19 protein-coding genes and 1 tRNA gene are annotated in these 17,522 nt (G+C 59.7%); 7 read left to right on the top strand and 13 right to left on the bottom strand.

What is annotated here, in order from left to right; all coding sequences use genetic code 11:
- Positions 1-10 precede the first annotated feature (10 nt).
- The 4 genes from ACYVGC_RS14135 to ACYVGC_RS14120 all read right to left on the bottom strand — a co-directional run bounded on the left by ACYVGC_RS14135 (position 11) and on the right by ACYVGC_RS14120 (position 2,181).
- On the bottom strand, positions 11-223 hold the full coding sequence (locus ACYVGC_RS14135) for a type II toxin-antitoxin system HicA family toxin (protein ID WP_460584483.1): 213 nt from the start codon (positions 221-223) through the stop codon (positions 11-13).
- Positions 220-420: a type II toxin-antitoxin system HicB family antitoxin gene (locus ACYVGC_RS14130; RefSeq protein WP_460584482.1), complete on the bottom strand. Its 201-nt coding sequence runs from the start codon at positions 418-420 to the stop codon at positions 220-222. Before ACYVGC_RS14130 ends, ACYVGC_RS14135 begins: the two co-directional genes overlap by 4 nt.
- Complete coding sequence (locus ACYVGC_RS14125; RefSeq protein WP_460584481.1) at positions 417-1,427, bottom strand: GIY-YIG nuclease family protein; 1,011 nt, start codon at positions 1,425-1,427, stop codon at positions 417-419. The genes ACYVGC_RS14130 and ACYVGC_RS14125 overlap by 4 nt, the downstream gene beginning before the upstream one ends.
- Before the next feature lie 319 nt (positions 1,428-1,746).
- Complete coding sequence (locus tag ACYVGC_RS14120; RefSeq protein ID WP_460584480.1) at positions 1,747-2,181, bottom strand: GNAT family N-acetyltransferase; 435 nt, start codon at positions 2,179-2,181, stop codon at positions 1,747-1,749.
- 142 nt (positions 2,182-2,323) lie between these two features.
- Here ACYVGC_RS14120 and ACYVGC_RS14115 point away from each other — a divergent pair, with 142 nt between their 5' ends.
- Entirely contained in the window at positions 2,324-2,638 is a 315-nt protein-coding gene (locus ACYVGC_RS14115) for a DUF3817 domain-containing protein (protein ID WP_460584479.1), read from the top strand.
- 84 nt (positions 2,639-2,722) lie between these two features.
- Here the strand turns inward: ACYVGC_RS14115 and ACYVGC_RS14110 are convergent, their stop codons facing one another.
- Positions 2,723-3,808 (bottom strand): PhoH family protein, encoded by a 1,086-nt coding sequence (locus ACYVGC_RS14110; RefSeq protein ID WP_460584516.1) that lies wholly within the window; start codon positions 3,806-3,808, stop codon positions 2,723-2,725.
- A gap of 207 nt (positions 3,809-4,015) precedes the next feature.
- Between ACYVGC_RS14110 and ACYVGC_RS14105 the strand changes: the two genes are divergently transcribed.
- Positions 4,016-4,852: an SAM hydrolase/SAM-dependent halogenase family protein gene (locus tag ACYVGC_RS14105; protein WP_460584478.1), complete on the top strand. Its 837-nt coding sequence runs from the start codon at positions 4,016-4,018 to the stop codon at positions 4,850-4,852.
- A 76-nt stretch (positions 4,853-4,928) separates the two neighbouring features.
- On the opposite strand, the gene ACYVGC_RS14100 is transcribed toward ACYVGC_RS14105, so the two are convergent.
- Entirely contained in the window at positions 4,929-5,117 is a 189-nt protein-coding gene (locus tag ACYVGC_RS14100) for a hypothetical protein (protein ID WP_460584477.1), read from the bottom strand.
- A 130-nt stretch (positions 5,118-5,247) separates the two neighbouring features.
- Here ACYVGC_RS14100 and ACYVGC_RS14095 point away from each other — a divergent pair, with 130 nt between their 5' ends.
- From ACYVGC_RS14095 to ACYVGC_RS14085, 3 genes are all read left to right on the top strand, one after another.
- Complete coding sequence (locus ACYVGC_RS14095) at positions 5,248-5,544, top strand: putative quinol monooxygenase (protein ID WP_460584476.1); 297 nt, start codon at positions 5,248-5,250, stop codon at positions 5,542-5,544.
- A gap of 85 nt (positions 5,545-5,629) precedes the next feature.
- Positions 5,630-6,178: an iron-sulfur cluster co-chaperone HscB C-terminal domain-containing protein gene (locus ACYVGC_RS14090; RefSeq protein WP_460584475.1), complete on the top strand. Its 549-nt coding sequence runs from the start codon at positions 5,630-5,632 to the stop codon at positions 6,176-6,178.
- A gap of 27 nt (positions 6,179-6,205) precedes the next feature.
- Positions 6,206-6,287: transfer RNA gene (locus tag ACYVGC_RS14085), tRNA-Leu, on the top strand.
- Between the two features lie 524 nt (positions 6,288-6,811).
- Here the strand turns inward: ACYVGC_RS14085 and ACYVGC_RS14080 are convergent.
- Together ACYVGC_RS14080 and ACYVGC_RS14075 are read right to left on the bottom strand one after the other, a co-directional pair.
- The gene (locus ACYVGC_RS14080; RefSeq protein WP_460584474.1) at positions 6,812-7,603 is read right to left on the bottom strand and encodes an MBL fold metallo-hydrolase; all 792 of its coding nucleotides are present in this window, start codon (positions 7,601-7,603) and stop codon (positions 6,812-6,814) included.
- A 142-nt stretch (positions 7,604-7,745) separates the two neighbouring features.
- Entirely contained in the window at positions 7,746-8,144 is a 399-nt protein-coding gene (locus ACYVGC_RS14075) for an NUDIX hydrolase (protein ID WP_460584473.1), read from the bottom strand.
- A 543-nt stretch (positions 8,145-8,687) separates the two neighbouring features.
- Between ACYVGC_RS14075 and ACYVGC_RS14070 the strand changes: the two genes are divergently transcribed.
- Entirely contained in the window at positions 8,688-10,094 is a 1,407-nt protein-coding gene (locus ACYVGC_RS14070) for an amidohydrolase family protein (protein ID WP_460584472.1), read from the top strand.
- A gap of 92 nt (positions 10,095-10,186) precedes the next feature.
- Here ACYVGC_RS14070 and ACYVGC_RS14065 read toward each other — a convergent pair whose 3' ends face one another.
- The 5 genes from ACYVGC_RS14065 to ACYVGC_RS14045 all read right to left on the bottom strand — a co-directional run bounded on the left by ACYVGC_RS14065 (position 10,187) and on the right by ACYVGC_RS14045 (position 14,033).
- Positions 10,187-10,852 (bottom strand): hypothetical protein, encoded by a 666-nt coding sequence (locus tag ACYVGC_RS14065; RefSeq protein ID WP_460584471.1) that lies wholly within the window; start codon positions 10,850-10,852, stop codon positions 10,187-10,189.
- Positions 10,853-11,011: 159 nt separating this feature from the next.
- Positions 11,012-11,959: an MBL fold metallo-hydrolase gene (locus ACYVGC_RS14060; RefSeq protein ID WP_460584470.1), complete on the bottom strand. Its 948-nt coding sequence runs from the start codon at positions 11,957-11,959 to the stop codon at positions 11,012-11,014.
- A 176-nt stretch (positions 11,960-12,135) separates the two neighbouring features.
- Positions 12,136-12,765, bottom strand: coding sequence for a hypothetical protein (locus ACYVGC_RS14055; protein WP_460584469.1), 630 nt, complete (start codon positions 12,763-12,765; stop codon positions 12,136-12,138).
- Positions 12,766-12,964: 199 nt separating this feature from the next.
- The gene (locus ACYVGC_RS14050) at positions 12,965-13,438 is read right to left on the bottom strand and encodes a YybH family protein (protein WP_460584468.1); all 474 of its coding nucleotides are present in this window, start codon (positions 13,436-13,438) and stop codon (positions 12,965-12,967) included.
- A 94-nt stretch (positions 13,439-13,532) separates the two neighbouring features.
- Positions 13,533-14,033, bottom strand: a complete 501-nt coding sequence (locus ACYVGC_RS14045) for a YMGG-like glycine zipper-containing protein (protein ID WP_460584467.1) — start codon at positions 14,031-14,033, stop codon at positions 13,533-13,535.
- A 642-nt stretch (positions 14,034-14,675) separates the two neighbouring features.
- Between ACYVGC_RS14045 and ACYVGC_RS14040 the strand changes: the two genes are divergently transcribed.
- On the top strand, positions 14,676-17,159 hold the full coding sequence (locus ACYVGC_RS14040) for a M4 family metallopeptidase (protein WP_460584466.1): 2,484 nt from the start codon (positions 14,676-14,678) through the stop codon (positions 17,157-17,159).
- Positions 17,160-17,522 lie beyond the last annotated feature (363 nt).

Here is a 17,522-nt window from a genome sequence, read left to right as displayed (position 1 = left end):
AAAGATGACGCTAAAGGTCCGCCGGCTGCAAACCTGTTTTCTTGGCAATGCGACCTAGCATAGCAGGGCCAATTTCTTCACTATCGTGGAACGCAAAGGTATAGTCATCCCACCCTGACCAGGCCAAGGTTCGGTGAGAGCCAGATTGCCGCTTTTGCATCCAGCCGATGCGCAGCAACGCCGCCAGCACTTGCCGCGCTTTAGCCGAGCCAAACTGACTCATGCAGCAATGGAAAATACGCCCGCCAAATCGGGCACTGTCTCACCGTGTTCCAGGCGCTCAGCAATAGTGCGTAGCGCCAAGGCTTGCGCATTGGCAATGGCCTGCTCACGGGTGAGGCCGTAGGACAAGGCCCCGGCTATTTCCAGCACTTCGGCCAGCCAGCGGCCGTCGGCTTCGCGTTCGGTTTCGATTGTCATATATTAGTTGGGTTATTTTCTTCCTGTTCGCCGGCTTCGGCCTCAGCGCTTGGTGGGTTACTTAATACTGCCGGGCCTTCCGCTGTCAATTCAAGACTGCTTTGCAAAGACTGTTGTTCCAGTTGCTTCAGCGTAAGGCCTACGCTACTTTTCCAGCCGTCCGGCCCGCTACGACTATTACCCGATACGAAGCAGATAGCCGCCGACGAAGATGAAAACGCTTTGTCGGTGAGCAACTCATAAAAACCTTCCCGTTGCACCAACTCTCCGGCAGCTATCGCGGCGGTTCGCAGTGCTATCACATTTTTAGGGGTCGCAGCCGTGTGCTCAAGCTTTATTCGTGAGTTTTTGAGCAATGTAAATCCCTCATCAGTCACGTAGCCAGAAGCAACTGCCGGAAGAGTAGCAAAATGAAGTAAAGTGGCTGCCAACGGATTAGGATGAATATCACTACCTGCTGCCTGGCTTGCCGTTGTAATCGTTGCGGCACTCGCGGTTAAAGGCTCCAGCAGGCGGTGCCCAAGCGAACTGAGCACTACCCGAAGGTTACTCAAAAACTCCTCCATCGCGGCTTTATCGGGCCGGGGCAGCAGGGGGTCTGTGGTACCATTATTCCCATTCATTACATCATACCGATTAGCTTCCTTCGCCAGTGCAATCAATCGGGACTCCAGGTAGCGTACATGCGCCTTGGTAAGGTTCGCGTCTTTATTAGTGAAGGCAATCGCTTCCGTCCAGAAGTCGTACGCATTTACCTGCTCTCCCAGCCGCTTCCGAACGTGCTCCGACTCGCCAATGTACACTTGGCCACGGTCAATACCCAGGCCACCTTGCAACAGGAAATAAACGCCCGGGCGAGCCACTTCTTCCCACTGAGCTAATTCTACTATTCTTATTCGGGGGCAAGCCACTGCCTGCCCGGTCCAGTTCACAATTTCAGCCAGCCGTATTCCCGTTGGCACTCCGTCGGCCAAATAAATACGGAGGCTCTGTCCAAAATTTGCCATAATACGCTTTTGCAAGTATGCTGCTACTGATTATTTGTCTGCACCACCGCATTCACACGCTCTCCCCTTGCCTTCACCTCCACGGGTAGCTGCCGGGGAACGTAGGCCGCTCAGGGTATAGCGGCTTTTGTATTTACTAAAAACCGACGACCAAATGTAGATATGTTTTTACACAGCTGACCTCAAGCCAGGCAGTCAGTTGCCAGACGCATGCTGCCTTAGCCTTGAGAGAAGCACTAAGTCTCCACCTGACGGCTCCAATTCCATCCATTAACGGTTGACGAAAAGTGCCATTTAGTCCGTAGTTCTGACCTACCCCCTACCCCAGCACCATCTTATAGTGCTGAATGTCACACTCTTCAAACAGCTCGCCTTCTTTGTGAAAGCCTGTGCGCTCGTAGAGCGGGATGGCGCGTAGCTGCGCATGCAGGTACACCTGGGCCGCGTCGGGGGCTTGAGCGCGCACGTCGGCCAGCACTTGGCGCACAAGGGCGTCGCCCACACCCTGGTTGCGAAACTCACCCAGCACGGCGAAGCGCTCCAGCTTGACGCCGCCCGAGGTGGGGCGCCAGCGAGCGGCACCGGCGGGCTGGCTATCTACCGTTGCCAGGTAGTGGCGGGTAGTGGCGGCGCGGTCGTGGGCGTCGTATTCAGCGTCGGCGGGCACATTTTGCTCGCCCACAAACACTTTTTCGCGGATGGTGAAAGCGGCGTCGAGGTCGCGCAGGTCAGTGATTTGGTGAACGGTGAGCATGGCGGGCATTGGTAGGCTGCGGGAGTGATGTGCAAATATCCGGCGCGGACCGCGCCCGGCCAATTGCCCCGCCGCCGGGCGGGCCCCGCGCTCAGGCCGATATTTGCCTTACTATTCAGCCACCTATTTTTAGTAACTACTTATGTTTCAGTTTTTAGCCACTTCACTGGCCCGGCTGCGGGCCGTCAGCATCCTGGAGGGCGCGTCGCTGCTGCTATTGCTGGGCGTGGCTATGCCGCTCAAGTACCTGGCGCACGAGCCGGCGGCGGTGCGCATAGTGGGGCTTATCCACGGGGTGCTGTTTGTGGGCTACGTGCTGCTACTGCTGCAAAATACCATCGAGCGGCGCTGGTCGGCGGGCAAGTTTTTGCTGGGCCTGGTGCTGTCCGTGATACCCTTCGGGGCGTTTTACGCCGAGCGGCGGCTGTTTCAGCCCGATGCGGAGGAAGTGGTTTAGGAGTTGAGCGTTAAAAAAAGGAACGTCCTGCTAAGCTTGGCTTAGCAGGACGTTCCTCTTTTTAACTAACTTACTGACTGACGCTTACAGCGCCTGCTCGTGGTTCACAGGCAGCTCCGTGTCGGAGGTATCGAGGGGCGGGCGGCGGTCGCGGGCATCGTAGCTGCGGTCGTTGCCCTCGCGGCGGCGCTGCTTGTATTCGATTTCGCGGCGCTGCTCGGCTACGTCATGCTTATCGTAGGCCAGCACGATGTCTTTTACTAGGCGGTGGCGCACCACGTCGTCGGCCGTCATCTCGACGTAACCGATTCCGGGGATATCTTTCAGAATATCAAGCGCTTGCATGAGGCCCGATTTCTGGCGGGTGGGCAGGTCAATCTGGCTGCGGTCGCCGTTGACCATCACCTTGGCCGAGGGGCCCATGCGGGTCAGGAACATCTTAATCTGGCTCGGCGTGGTGTTCTGGGCCTCGTCCAGCAGCACAAAGGCGTTGTTCAGGGTCCGGCCGCGCATGTAGGCGAGCGGGGCGATTTCGATAATTTTGTTTTCCTGGTAGAATTTCAGCTTTTCGGCCGGAATCATGTCCTCCAGGGCATCGTAAATCGGGCGCAGGTAGGGGTCTACTTTCTCCTTCATGTCGCCGGGCAGAAAGCCGAGGCTTTCGCCGGCCTCCACCACGGGGCGCGAGATGATGATTTTCTTAACCTCCTTATTCTTAAGGGCTCGCACGGCCAGCGCCACCGAAATATAGGTTTTGCCGGTGCCGGCGGGCCCGAGCGTGAAGGTGAGGTCGTGCTTCATCACGGTGTCCACCAGCTTCTGCTGGTTGGGCGTTTTGGCCTTGATGATGCCGCCCTTGGCCCCGAACAGAATCACATCGGGCGAGGCGGCCAGCACCCGGCCCTCGGCCTCCTCGGAGGTGGCGGAGAGGTACTGGTTCACGTCGCGGTCGGTGATGACGCCGTACTGGTGGTAGTGCTCCAGCAGCGAGCTAAGGATGTCGTTGACCCGCGAAATGACCTCGGCGGGGCCTTGAATCTTGATTTCGTTGCCCCGGGACACGATTTTACTGCCCGGAAAAGCAGCCGAAATACGACGGATATTCTGATTATCGGCCCCCAGGAAGTCAACCAGGGACACGTTTTCGAGGGTGATGACTTTTTCGACCAAGCTAATGTAGGCGGGGAGAAAGAGAGAAAAAAGAAACAGAAACGTAACTACCTGCCTACCTGAGTTGGCAGCTGGCATCATTTTTACTAACAGCCGGGCGGGCGAAAAGCTCCCCACCAACTACCGGAAACTAGGCTACTTTTGCAGCCGCGCCGGTTAGCTAGTCGGCTACTCAACAATACTACGAAGAACCTGGCAACTGCGGGCATGGGGGTACTGACACTGCTTACGGATTTTGGCTACCGCGACCACTACGTGGCCGCGCTCAGAGCCCGTTTGCTGCATTTGGCCCCGGCCCTGCCGGTGATGGACATCACCCACGGCGTGGAGCCCTACAACATCGCGCACGCCGTGCACGTGCTACGGGCCGTATTTCGCGACTTTCCGGTGGGCACCACGCACCTCATTACGGTGAGCGACTACGGCGCCAGCGACGCCGGCGCGGTGGCCACGCCCGCCTGGCACGCCGCCGAGCACGAGGGCCACTTCTTCGTGGCCGCCGATAATGGCCTGCTGCCGCTGCTTTGCGATGGCGTACCCGCGCAGTTGGTGCGGCTGGAAGCGAGCGCGCCGTTTGTGCCCGCGGCGGCTACCCTGCCGGCCGGCAGCTTGCAGCCGGTATCGCTCAACCCCACCCGCGACGTGCTGGCCCCGGCCGCCGTGCGCCTGGCGCTGGGCCACCCGCTCAGCGCCTTAGGGCCGCCCGTGACTGACCCATACCTGCTCACCAACCGCCAGCTGCGCTTGCAGGACAACCGCATTACCGGCCACGTGGCGCACGTAGACCACTATGGCAACCTCGTCACCAACATCTCGCGCGAGGCCGTGGAGGTGGTGGGCCGGGGCCGGCCGGCCACCGTGCACTTTGGCCGCGAGGTGGTGCGCGAGCTTCGCCCCCACTTTGCTGCCGCGCCGCCCGGCGAAATCGTGTGCACCTTCAACCCCCAGGGCTGCCTGTGCGTGGCCATCAACCAGGGCCATGCCAGCGAGCTACTGGGCTTATACTTTGACTCACAGGTAGATGTGCGCTTTGCGGAAGTTTAGCAGCAGCCACTATACGCACGACCGCCCTAGCTGCGAGGCAGCCAGGGCGGTCGGGTAGCTTTAAAATGCGGGTGACTTACTTAGGAGCCTTGGTCGAGTCGGCCACTACGGCGGAGCTATCGGAGGCGGATGTTGCTTCGGCGGGCACAACTACGGCCGTTTTTTCGGTTTCGGTCGTGGTGGGCGCGCTGTTGCACGAAGCAAGCAGTGACAAAGCCGTTAGGGCTGGCGCAGCTAGCCAAAGGGCACGGGGAGCATAACGCATACGTAAAGAAGAACTTAAGTGAATTATTAAAAAGAAGTACTTTGTACGAGCAGCCCGCTAAGTGGTTAAGCCCGAGCTTACTTTTGCAACTCACTTGTTTCAGTAACAAACTTTAAATCAGCTTCTTACCTTGCTCATCCGAATAGTGCGCCTCACGCTGAGCCCCGAACGCGTGTCCGACTTCCTGGCTTTATTCCGGCAATCGGAAAGCCGCATTCGACAGCAGCCCGGCTGCCAGCACCTCGAGCTGTGGCAGGATGCCGACCAGCCCCACATCTACTGCACCCACAGCCATTGGGCCGATGCGGCGGCGCTCGATGCCTACCGGCGCTCGGCGCTGTTTGGGGAGGTGTGGCCGGCTACCAAGCGCCTGCTAGCCGCCCCAGCCCAGGCCTTTTCCGTAATACCAGCTCCGGAAAACGCGTAGTTTTCAGCAATTATCTCAACCAACGCCCGCTGCCGGTTGTACTGATAGGTACCAGCGCGGCAGGGCGCTTCGCTGGCTTTTTCCTATGGCTACTACCCCCAATTATTTCGCCTTCTACGGCTTGCCCGAAGGCTTTTTGCTCGACGAAGCAGCGCTCAAAACCAAGTATTACCAGCTCAGCCGCGAGCTGCACCCCGATTTTCACGCCCAGGACACCCCCGCCGCCCAGGCCGAGGCCCTGCGCCTCTCGACGCTGAACACCGACGCCTACCGCACCCTCGCCAACCCCGACCAGCGCATGGCCTACCTGCTCGGCCAGCACGGCTTATTGGAGGAGGGCAGCGCCCAAAATCAGCTTCCCAGCGATTTTTTGATGGAGGTAATGGACCTCAATGAGCAGCTCATGGAGCTGGAGTTTGAGCCTGACCCCGCCGCCACGACCACCCTCGAAACCGAAGTAACGGCGCTGGCCGATACCCTTGATGCTGGCATTCAGCCGGTTCTGGCTGGCTACGTAGGCTTGCCCGCCGACCACCGCCCGGCGGCCTTGGCCCAAGTAAAAACGTATTACCTAAAAAAGCGCTACCTCTTGCGGCTTCGCCAGCAATTGGCTACCTTTGCGGCCCGCTCGTGACCTACCGGCACAGACGGAATCGTTCTTGCCCGGATGGCGGAACCGGTAGACGCGATGGTCTCAAACACCATTACCGCAAGGTGTGCCGGTTCGACTCCGGCTCCGGGTACTAGGATATACAACGGGAACCCCCGAAAAGTAGCTTTAAACATCGTTTAAGCCACTTTTCGGGGGTTTTTGCGTTTGGTCCGCTACGGGTCGCAAACCGATTTACTACGGTATTTACGCCCCCACTGGCGCCCCCAGCAACGCCCCCAGTATTCCTGACTTTTTCAGTTATGACCATCAGATTTGAGCGGCGGGCCGACCAGCCCGATGCCGCTGGGCGCTGCTTAGTTCACCTACGGGCCTACTTCGACGGCCAACGCTTGCGCAATTAATACCGGGGAACGGTGCATAGCCACTAAATGGCAAGCGCAGAAAAGCAGGTTTCGTAAATTCTTCATGGGTTACCAAGATGCGAATGATGAGTTGGATGCCTTAGCGGAGCGCGTGACCAAGGCGCATCGTGAGCTACGCACAGTTGGGGTAGCGACTGGCTGGGTTTTAAGGGCCGGCCGCACTTCGAGGTGTAGGGTATAAACGAGAAGAGCGAGCCAGTTGGCTCGCTCTTCTCGTTTGCACTGCGCTGCCTTATTGGGCCGCCGGGTACCAATTGCGCAGCCGTACGTCAATCTTCTTGTTGGCCGCGTTCACCGTTTTTTTGAAGGCGGCCACGTCGCTCAGGCCGTTCTGGCCGCGGTAGTGGTAGGGGTACACAATGCCCGGCTTGAACGCCAATACACCTTGCGCAGCCTGGTTCACGTCCATCGTGTAGGGCAGGTTCATGCACACGAAGGCCACGTCGATGTTCTTGAGGGCGCGCATTTCGGGGATGTCTTCGGTGTCGCCGGACAGGTACACGTTTTTGCCGCCCAGGTTCAGCACGTAGCCATTGCCCCGGCCTTTGGTATGCGGCGCGTCGGCCGCTTCGGGCAGGTTGTACATCGGGATGGCCGATACACTCATGCCCAGCGTGTCGAGTCGCTGGCCATTGCGCAGGATGCGGACCTGCGACTTGTACTCGGCGGGCAGCTTCTCGGCTACCGCTTGGGGCACTATCATCAGGGCCTTGGCCACGGAGAGGCCCGCCAGCGTCTTAGGGTCGAGGTGGTCGCCGTGGATGTCGGTGATAAGGATAACATCGGGCGCGGCCAGCCCGGTGTAGCCCGCGGCCCCGCCGTAGGGGTCCACGTAAATGGTCTTACCATTCCAGCTAAACACCACACTGCCGTGGGTGATGGGCTGCACCGTGAGGGGGCCTTTGCTGGTCGAAATCTGGTCGGGAGCCGCGCGCGGGGCGGTGGTTGCGGCGGGGGTAGTTTGGGCCGGGGCCTGACTTGCAAGAGCCGCCAGCGCGGCCGTGAGGAGAAGCGTGAATTTCATTGTTTTGCTGCCGGCTGAGTGAGAGTTATTAGCGGATTATTTCAGAAATAGGGGGCCTAGCAGCAGGAGCCGCTACCGAACCGAAAACTGTGACCATAACATAGTCGCCCCGCGCAAGTTCAGGCGGTAGGGTACGCTCCTTTTACGCAGCCAGGAGTTGCTGGTGGTAGAGCCAGTCGAAGATGAGCTGGTCGACGGCTGACACCTGCGAGCGGTGGCGGTAGGTGAGCCAGACGACCTCCGCGATTTCGGCGGCGGGCTGGAGGGTGCCCGTGTAGCGCGGGGCCCAGTAGCAGCTCATGCGCACGTGCACGCCGGCGGGGTGGCCGTGGGCGGGCGCTTCGAACGTGCCGGCGTAGGTGAGGCTGGCGGGGTCGAGGACGACGGTGAGCTCTTCCTCGATTTCGCGCAGCAGGGTTTGGGTGTCGGTTTCGCCGGGCTCGCGCTTGCCGCCGGGCAGGTAGTAGCGGTCCTTGCCGTGGCTGCGGGTGCTGAGCAGTTGGCCGTTGTGCAGGTGCAGCCAGGCTATTTTATCAATCATGTGGACAAGGTGTATTCGCCAATGACAAAGGACGGGGCCGGGCGTGTGTTCGAGCTATCGCGGATGTGCGAGGGGGCCGCGCTGCTGCCCGCCGTTACCTGCCACATCGTGCCATGGTCAGTGGGCCACGATGCTACCATTGGCACAGGTTGGCGCTGTGAGGTGGTTGGCTAAACCGGGAGAGAATCTAGCCTTACCTTGGTTCACTCATGGAGAAGACAACCCATTAAATCCGGAGGCGTTACGCCGCCGCTTTCCGTGCCGAAGCCCTGCGCCTGGCGGCCACAAGCCGTTCGGCCGCCACTCCGCGGGCGCTCAATGGTGACCCCAAGCGACTCTATGCGTGGCAAAAAGAGGCCCTGCCGGGGTGCCAGGCATCGCCGACTCTTTTTTTAAGAGCTTATGCACTGGCTAGCAAAGGGTTATAAGTTTAGTAACGTTTATCACCAGTTGCCACCCGAAGACCCACGCCCGATTATTCGGGCTAGCGGTGCTCAATCACCAGCTGCCCGCGCAAACAGGTACATTATCCGTAATTTATTAATGCTTAGCAAGTTAATTCATACCTCATCGCTGCTCCTCCTAACCGTGCTAGGCAGCACGTTGGCTGTGCCTGCGCAAGACCTGGCCCTGGTGCATGCCAACGTGGTGGACGTGGCTACTGGCCAGATTCAGCCCGACCAGACAGTTATTGTCACGGGCCGGCGAATTACCTGGGTGGGGCCCGCCCGGCAGGCCGCCCCGCGCAAGGGCCGCCGGGTGGTGGATGCCACCGGGCAGTACCTCATTCCGGGCTTGTGGGACATGCACACCCACGTCTATTTTGATGGCACGGCCAATGCGGGCACCCGCCTGATTTTGCCGGCCCTCGTGGCTAGCGGCGTCACCGGCATCCGCGATATGGGGAGCGCGCTGGACTCCATTTTGCGCGCCCGGGAAGCCGTGGCCGCCCACCGGCTGCTGGGGCCGCGCCTGGTGGTGAGCGGCCCCATGCTTGACGGCCCTAAATCGCCTTACAAAGCCTCCATTGCCATTGCCACGCCTGAGGACGGTCGCCGGGCCGTGGACCAGCTCAAGGCGCGGGGCGTCGATTTCATTAAGGTGCAGTCGCTGGTGCCGCGGGAGGCCTATTTTGCCATTGCGGCCGAAGCCAAGGCCGTGGGCCTGCCCCTGGCCGGGCACGTGCCCGACGCGGTGCGCGCCACCGAGGCCGTAGCCGCCGGCCAGCGCACCTTCGAGCACCTGATTGGCATTTTTGAAGCCAGCTCAACCGATGAAGATGCCTACGTGACGGGCCGCCCCAAGTCGCCGGCTAGCTTATTAGCCACCTACGACCCGGCGCGCGAAATTACTATTAATCAGCTACTTGCCACCCAGCACGTGTGGCAGTGTCCCACTCTGTTTTGGGAGCGGGGCCAGTGGCTGGTCGATAGCATTGCGTGGCAGCAAGACCCCGCCCTGGCCTACGCGGGCCGCAGCTGGGTAGCCCAGCGGTGGCCCAAGGCTCAGCTCAGCATTGCCCGCAACCTGGACACCGACCCGCTGCCGGTGCGCGCCCGCTTCGTCACCCACGAGCTGGCGATGGTGCGCCGGCTGCACGCGGCGGGGGTGGTTTTTTTGGCCGGCACCGACATGCCGGCCGGCGTTGACCTGGTGCCCGGCATCAGCCTGCACCTGGAGCTGCAACGCTTTGTGGCGGCCGGCTTCACGCCCCTCGAAGCGCTGCAAACGGCTACGCGCAATCCGGCCATTTTCTTCAACCAACTCCAGGATTTTGGCTCCGTGCAGGCTGGGCGGCTCGCCGACTTGGTGCTGCTCAGCGCCAACCCGCTCCTGGATATTGCGAATACCCAACGGATTACCGGCGTGCTGGCCGACGGGCAGTACCTCTCGCCAGCAGACCTGGCCAAGCTCCGACGCCAGCTGCGCAAAGTGGCGGCTAGCAAGTAGGCTGAAAGCTTCCTTCATTTGAAATGAATGGCATAAAACAACTATGTATAATCTTCTTACAATCAGCAGGTTATTATTATTTTATTTCGAGGTTAGTTGATTTGTTTACTCCAGGCTTCCTCCAACGATTGCTTATCTTGGTCTACGGCATACCAAGTAGACACATCCCATTCAGCTGGATATTCAATAGATTTACGACGCGAACTTTCTGCCAGGATATAGTGAAAATAGAACTGCTCATTAAGCAGTAAATCCGGCACTTGCGTCCTCAAGCCAGCTTCTTCTATCGTAGTAATAGTGAGCTTGTAGCTGGTCAGCGCGGGCACAAGCCGGCTAGGCATTCCTATTTTTTCGTTATAGCAGGCAAACCAATCTTCATCCTGGGTACCAAGGTGCACCTGTCGGACGCCGTTCTCAAATTCTACTGCCGTCAAATACTGGCCAGTATCGGCGCCAGATTCAGTAAAAGACAATTTATTTGCTAAGCTAAGCGACACAGTAAGTTGCTCTGGCTCAGTACTATGCTTGGTAATATAAAACAGCCAAGCCTGTGCTTTATCTACGCTCATATACGCTGGTAGCCAAGCAACAGGAGCTACCGTACGCTTAATAAGAATAGTATGGGCCGTTGAGGTGATAACTGTCGCAAAAGCAGCCGATTTTGTAACCGCGCCCTCCCCCGTGAAAGCTACTTGCAACTCAAACTGCCCCAGGCCCGAAGCAATAATTTCTTTGTACAAATACCCCTTGGTTTTCATGCTAAAAGAGTAGCAGTTTAAGTGGATGTCCGAAAACGACTACACGTTTAGCCCTTAACCGGTAGTGTCGTGGCTCGGCGAGAGGCCAAGGCAGGATGTAAGCTATGCTTGGTGAGTTCGCATATAGAACGACCCACGCGCGGTTTAGCGAAGTTCATACTACAACGTCAGCGCCTTACCTTGCTCGGGAAACAGCAGTTTCAGTCCCAGCACATTACCTGCCGCAAGCTGCGTCTTAATAAGCTGCTCACTACCCGGCGTAGGCTTCATGTGCGTGACGACCACAGGCAGCCCGCGCAGCGCAGCGCCGCCCGCGAGCTGGGCCAGCGCAGCCAGTTCGCGCAGCAGCAAGGCCGGCGTGAAGTGGCCAAATAGCTGGGCCGCTGGCTGGCTATTGGGGTAGGAAGCCTCGATGAAAATGGCTTTCAACTGGTGCGCTTGCACCAAGGGAGCGATGGCTTGCCAGAGGTCGCGCAGGCAGTGCGATTTTTCCAACTCGTCGGTGCCCGTGTCGCCCAGGTACAGCAGGTAGTTGCCTTGGCTCCGCACCAGGAAGGCGGTGCTTTGCACGCCCGGCCCGTGGCTGAGGGCAAAAGCCTGCACACTGAGCGGCGTGTTTTCGAGCGGCGTTACCTGGCCCGGCACCAGGGCGCGGAGCTGGTACTTGCCCAGCGCGGGCGGGGTGCCACCGTTGGCAAAGTTGGGCCAGGCGCGCCAGTTGAAATAGTCCTGCTGCAGGGTGGCCAGGCAGGCGGGCAGGCCATAAATGGGCTTCGGCGCATCGTCGGGGGCATTGAGCAGCAGGCCGGCCACGTGGTCGAGGTGCGGGTGCGAGAGGCAGTAGCCCTTGATTTGCTGCCGCAGCACTTCGTCTGCCGAGACCGTGAAGACATGATTGGCCACGGCTTTTTCTACCCCGGGGCGCAGGCTGCCCGCATCGAGCGCGATGAAGTCGGCGCTGCCGGCCGCTGCCACCAGGTAGGCTGAGAGGTTGCCTTCGGCCAAGCCGCCCTTCACACCCAACGGCACCACCGTAAAAGCGAGCGTGGGCTGCGCCCGGCCGGGTAGCATCACGCACAGCACGAATAGTAGAAGCAGGTACCGCATGGGTTAGATTAAAATCTGATTACCAATAATATAAACCTAGAAGAACGTCATGCTGAGCTTGCCGAAGCATCTCGCGTGCAGCAGTAACTCAATCGTTGAACGATACAAGCGAGATGCTTCGGCAAACCCAATATGACGTTCTTCTAGGTTTATATTATTGGTAATTAACATGTTAATTAAAATTCGTACGGATAACCTATTACCTCCAACTCGGCGGCTAGGGCAGCCCAGTCTTCCAACTCGGCATTGAGGGCCAGCACGTGGGTTCTGGTCAGCGTTTCGTGCAGGTACACGGGGGCCACGGCGGCGGCGGTGATGGGCGCGCGGTCGGTTTCGTCGGTGTAGTACTCGGTGGCCCACTCGGCGTAAGTAGCCGGCTGGTTATCAAAGATATCGAGTAGCTCTTCCGAGCCGTTGTCTTCGTCCTCGACCGTGCCGGTTTGCCAGCCGCCCGCGGGCGTGTGCCACAGGCAAAACGTGGTGCCAATGGAAGCCACCGGCTCGCCCAGCATAAACTCTTGAAAAGCAGCGGGCAGGCCCCGCACCAGGTCAGTTTTGATAGGCTCGTCGTAGTCCAGCAGGTAGCCGTTGAGTACGCAGCCCTCTGGCCGAAACAGCACCAGCACCTGGTCGCCTTCGCCGTCGCTCATCTCAAACACAGCCTCGTGGTCGCCCCACTCGGGGATGTAGGTGTAGTAGCGGTACTCGGCATCGGGCGAGTTGATGGCGTCGAGCGCGGCCAGCGCCTGGCACAGGCGCTGCAAATCGGCCGGGGCGGGCAGGTTGGGGTGGTGAGTCGAAATCATATAGTCGCTGTTGGCCTCTAGCTGTTAGCTATTAGCCTTTGTTCTGATTAACAATTAGTTGCAAAAAGGCTGCTCGTTTGCTTTTGGCCCATCGATTATTACGTATTACGCATAAAAAAGCCGCTGGGTGGGGCCAGCGGCTTTAGCATGGGGATGGTGCTTATAGCGGCAAGCTAAAGCTTACCGCACGCAGCGCGGGTTAGCGGCGCTGCACGGGCAGGTCTTCGAGCTGGGCGTAGCTGAGTTTCCAGGTGCCATCGGCGGCGGGCTTCCACAGCAGCAGGAAGTTGCCCTCGCCAAAGCCAGCGGGCTGGCCGGCGGCAGGCTGCACATCAACCGAAAACGTGCCAGCCTCATAGGCCAGCTTATCGGTGGAGGTGGCACTTACCGTGCTTATTTTCAGGTTGTTGGTGCTCGACTGGGTGGCGCGCACCCACTTGTCGCTCACCTCCGACTTGCCGCTGAAGTGGGCGCTGCCCTGCAAAAACTGCACGTCATCGGCCAGGTAGCTGAGGGTTTTTTCGAGGTCCTTGTTGTTCCAGGCCGTGAGGAAGGCCCGGTCGAGGTCGGCGGCGCTGGTAGCGCTGGCCGCGCCAGCGTCGGCCGACTTGCTGCACGCCGCCAATAGGGGCAACGCACCCAGCAAAACGAGTTGGGCCAGGGAAATACGCATAGTATCAGGTGATTAGGAGGGTGAAAGAAGCCAACTAAAAACCCAGGCCGCTTGGCCTGGGTTTCGGCAAAATAACGAACGAAAGGGGCAGCTACTACCAGCTGCGCTGGCGGTAGGCGGTGGTGCCGTAAGGGTTGGCGGGGTCGCCGGGGGCCTGGTTAGGCAGGTAGCCGGCTTCGGTGGCCGGGGCGGCACCCACGGCGGCGGCCGAGGCTACCAGCGCCGTGGTGCCCACGGCGGCGGGGCCGTAGCTGCGCACAATGGTTTCGCGGGTGGTGGTGCGGCTGGCCAGGGCCTGGCGGTTGGCGGCGGCGCGCTGCTGGGCGGCGTAGGCGGCCGCAGCGGCGCGCTTCTTCTTGCGGTTATCCACGTGCTTGCCCACGGCGTAGCCCGCGCCGGCCCCTACCACGCCCCCGATAACGCCGCCCACGGCCCGGTTACGCTTGTTGATAACGGCCCCGAGAATGGCCCCGCTGCCGCCGCCAATAACGGCGCCCTTGGCCTGTGGGCTAAAGCGCTGGGCCTGGGCCGAGAACGTGCCAGCCAACAGGGTAGCTAACACTAAAAAGCTGAGGAAAAAACGACGATTTTTCATGATGCAGAGAAAGCTGGGAATGGGAGCTTCAAGGATTAGGTAAACAAGCACCGTGCCGTAACGGCGGGCACCGGAGCCAAGTTACGGTACTACGCCCGTTGGCGGATTGACGCCCTGCCGCCCACGCTGCCCACGCTGCCCGGCCGCCGCACTCCTTGCCACCCGCCTGCATTAGTAAAGCCTCTCACTTTGGTGAGTTGAATTACCGGGCCGTAGGCCCAGCGCCACCCCATCGGAAGCGCCTGCTTAGTGGTCCTGGCAAAGCAAAAATACAACTGACAACCGCCCGGCTGAGTGCGAAATTGTATAAGATTTCGGCTTTCTCACCCAATTTACATTCTTCTTATTATCCTATTTTTGGCCTTATCAATTTTTGGACCAAAGCCGCGATTATCTCGCCGTGGCTGGTAGTTACCGGGCTGGCTCACTACCAAAAGCCTGGCTTACACAGTGCAAAAGGGTTTTAGCTGGAAACTACTGCGCAAGCGCTTTGAAATTCAGGGGCATGAGATGCTTCACAACCTTCATCTGGTGTTCATAAATGGGTAATTTGGCGGTGTTAAAGATTTACCTACCTTGCGCCGCTTCCGGTGAAAGTCGGAATTTTTGCCCACACTCTCTCTTTTACCAAACCAACAATCTATGTCCCACAAGTACTATGCAGCGGCTTGGCTTGCCCTGGCTGCCGCTACCCTACCTACCCTGGCCCACGCCCAGGATGCCCTCGTGCAGCAAAAAAGCCTGGGCCAGGACGGCCAGCCCACCCTCATCCAGTTTTCGCCGGCCGGCAAGCTCACTGCCCGCGCCGCTGAAGGCGAGCAGGTTATCCGCCGGCAACTGGCGCTGGGTGCCAACGACCAGCTGCGGCCTGCCCGCACTGAAACCGACCAGCTCGGCTTCAGCCACCAAAAATTCGAACAGTATTACAAAGGCGTGAAGGTGGAGCACGCCACGTACACGGCCCACGCCCGCGGCGGCCAGATTGAGAGCCTGAGCGGCGACTTTGAGAAAGTGGGTGAGTTGAGCGTGACGCCCACCCTCAGCGCCGACGCTGCCCTGGGCCGCGCCCTGGCCGCCGTGGGAGCCCGCAAATACATGTGGCAGGATGCCCGCGAAGAAACCGGTCTCAAAACCCTGACCCAGGATGCCAGCGCCAGCTATAAGCCTACTGGTGAGCTGGTACTGGTGCGCGATGCCCGCCAGAGCGCCGAAACCGGTCCGCTGGTGCTGGCCTGGAAATTCAACATCTACGCGCAGCTGCCGGTGAGCCGTGCCTACGTGTACGTGGATGCCCGCACCGGCGAGGTAGTACTGCGCGATGCCATCATCAAGCACGCCACGGGCGCTACGGCCACGTTTGCTACCGCGTATAGCGGCACCCGCTCGCTGGCTACCGAAACCGCCACTGGCGGCTACCACCTGCGCGAGTATACTCGCGGCCTGGGCATTGAAACGTACAATTGCAAGAAGGGCAACAGCTATACTGCCGCCACCGACTTTACCGACGCCGACAACAACTGGACGTCCGCCGAATACAATAACGCCAACTACGACAACGTAGCCGGTGATGCGCACTTTGGCGCGCAGGCCACCTACGACTACTGGAAGGGCGTGCACGCCCGCAACAGCTACGACAATGCGGGAGCCAAAATCAAGAGCTACGTGCACTTCGATGACGTGCCCGGCGGCGCCGGCTACGAGAACGCCTACTGGGACGGCACCGAAATGACCTACGGCGACGGGGCCACCACCTTCAAGCCCCTCACGGCGCTGGATGTGTGCGGCCACGAAATCGGCCACGCGGTGTGCGAAAAAACGGCCAACCTCACCTACGCCAACGAGTCGGGGGCCATGAATGAGGGCCTGTCCGACATCTGGGGGGCCAGCGTGGAGAAGTACACCTGCGACAACCTGGGCATCACCAAATCGACCTGGGACATTGGCGAGGACATTATGAAGCAAGGCGGCGCGCTGCGCTCCATGAGCAACCCCAACCTGTACGGCCAGCCGGCCTTGTACAAGGGCAAGTACTGGGCGGCTACCACGTCGTCGCCTTCCAACGCCAACGACCAGGGCGGCGTGCACACCAACTCGGGCGTGCTCAACTACTGGTACTACCTCATCAGCGTGGGCAAAAGCGGCACCAACGAAGTAGGTAGCGCCTACTCGGTAGCCGCGCTGGGCTTGTCGGCCGCGGCCAAAATCACCTTCCGCATGGAAAGCGTGTACATGACGGCCTCCTCCACCTACGCCCAGGCCCGCACCTATTCCATTCAGGCGGCTACCGATTTGTACGGGGCCGGCTCGACGCAGGTGCAGGCCGTGACCAACGCCTGGTACGCCGTGGGCGTGGGCGCGGCCTACGGCGGCACCACTCCGCCGCCCGCTACCTCCAACTACTGCGCCAGCAAGGGCACCAGCCAGGCGTATGAGTACATCGACTACGTGAAGCTGGGCACCGGCATTGCCCGCACCAGTGGGGCCGACGGCGGCTACTACGATGGCACCGCCAGCTCGGCCAGCGTGGCCGCCGGCAGCAGCCAGACGGTGAGCTTCTCGGCCGGCTTCACGGGCACGGCTTACACCGAGTACTGGAAAGTATACATCGACTACAACCAGAACGGCGTGTTTACCGACACCGGCGAGCTGGTGGTGAGTGGCAGCAGCAGCAGCGCGGCCACCCTCACCGGCACCTTCACGGTGCCCAGCACGGCCAAAACCGGCAAAACCCGCCTGCGCGTTATCGTGAGCGATGCCAGCGCCACCACCAGCTGCGGCACCTACAGCTACGGCGAAACCGAGGATTACAGCGTGAGCATCACGGGCGGCGCGGCCATTGCGGCGGCTTCGGCTACTCCCAACGGCCTCACCGCCGGCACGGTGCTAAGCGGCGATGCCGTACTGAGCCTCTACCCCAATCCCGCCGCCTCGGTACTGACGCTTTCGCTCAGCTCGAACGAGGAACTAACTAAGGTAGAAGTACTTGACGCTCTGGGCAAAACGGTGAGCACCGCCCGCTACCAGGGCAACGGTCAGCTCGACGTGTCGGGCTTGGCCGGTGGCCTCTACCTGCTACGCGCCAGCAGCGGCTCGCAAACCTTCGTGCAGCGCTTCGTGAAGCAATAAGCGCGCACGCGGCTTTTGCCTGATAACTGAAGAAGCCCGGCCGATTGGCTTGTGCTTACCGAAAACTCAAAAGCCCTTCCGGCCATGTGGCCGGAAGGGCTTTTGAGTTTTCGGTAAGCACAAGGGTGGTAGTCACCAAGGGCTTAGTAGTATTTTGCACTATGCCCCTAAGAAAGAGTGCCCGCTTCCGTATCACTGGTCTGATATGCAGCTTATTAACAGCCGGTTTTACATTACCCGTCTATGCTGCGTCAGACACCATGTTTAACAGGTTAACAATGAGAGGAATACTTATTGCACTATCAGCTTTTCTCCTTATTTCAGTAGGTGCGATGGGATTGTTCGTGCTAGTTGGCCATTATG

This window comes from Hymenobacter arcticus (assembly GCF_054779975.1).
The sequence above is the reverse complement of the archived record's forward strand: the minus strand, read 5'-3'. Positions and strand labels throughout refer to the sequence as shown.